Source organism: Cellulosimicrobium cellulans (assembly GCF_006539945.1).
GTDB classification, from domain to species: Bacteria; Actinomycetota; Actinomycetes; order Actinomycetales; family Cellulomonadaceae; genus Cellulosimicrobium; species Cellulosimicrobium cellulans.
Map to the genome: position 1 here is coordinate 1 of NZ_BJNZ01000060.1, position 638 is coordinate 638.

Annotated in this window: 1 protein-coding gene; it reads left to right on the plus strand. The window is 70.1% G+C overall.

What is annotated here, in order from left to right; genetic code table 11:
- A partial coding sequence (locus CCE02nite_RS20300; protein WP_141391385.1) for a superoxide dismutase occupies positions 1-589 on the plus strand: 589 nt, incomplete at its 5' end.
- Between the last annotated feature and the right edge of the window lie 49 nt (positions 590-638).

Consider the following 638-nt stretch of genomic DNA (forward strand, 5'->3'; position numbering starts at 1 on the left):
CGGTGCGCTCGAGCCGCACATCTCCGGGCGGATCATGGAGCTGCACCACTCCAAGCACCACCAGGCCTACGTCACCGGCGCGAACACCGCCCTGGAGAAGCTCGCCGAGGCCCGCGAGACCGGCGACTTCGCCGCGATCAACCTGCACGAGAAGAACCTCGCGTTCAACCTCGGCGGCCACGTCAACCACTCCGCGTTCTGGACCAACCTCTCCCCCGAGGGCGGCGGCGAGCCCACCGGCGAGATCGGCGCGGCGATCGACGAGCACTTCGGCTCCTTCGACGCCTTCAAGAAGCAGTTCGCCGCCGTCGCCGCCGGCGTCCAGGGCTCCGGCTGGGCCATCCTCGCCTGGGACTCCATCGGCTCCAAGCTCGTCACCGTCCAGCTCTACGACCAGCAGGGCAACCTCACCCTCGGCCTGACCCCGATCGTCCTGCTCGACGTCTGGGAGCACGCCTACTACCTCGACTACCAGAACGTGCGCGCCGACTACGTCACCGCCTGGTGGAACCTCGTCAACTGGTCCGACGCCGAGGCCCGCCTCCAGCGCGCCAAGACCCAGACCGCCGGCCTGATCATCCCCGCCTGACAAACCCCACCCGGGGCCCGGGCCCCGGGGGCGAGCACGACCCTGCCCG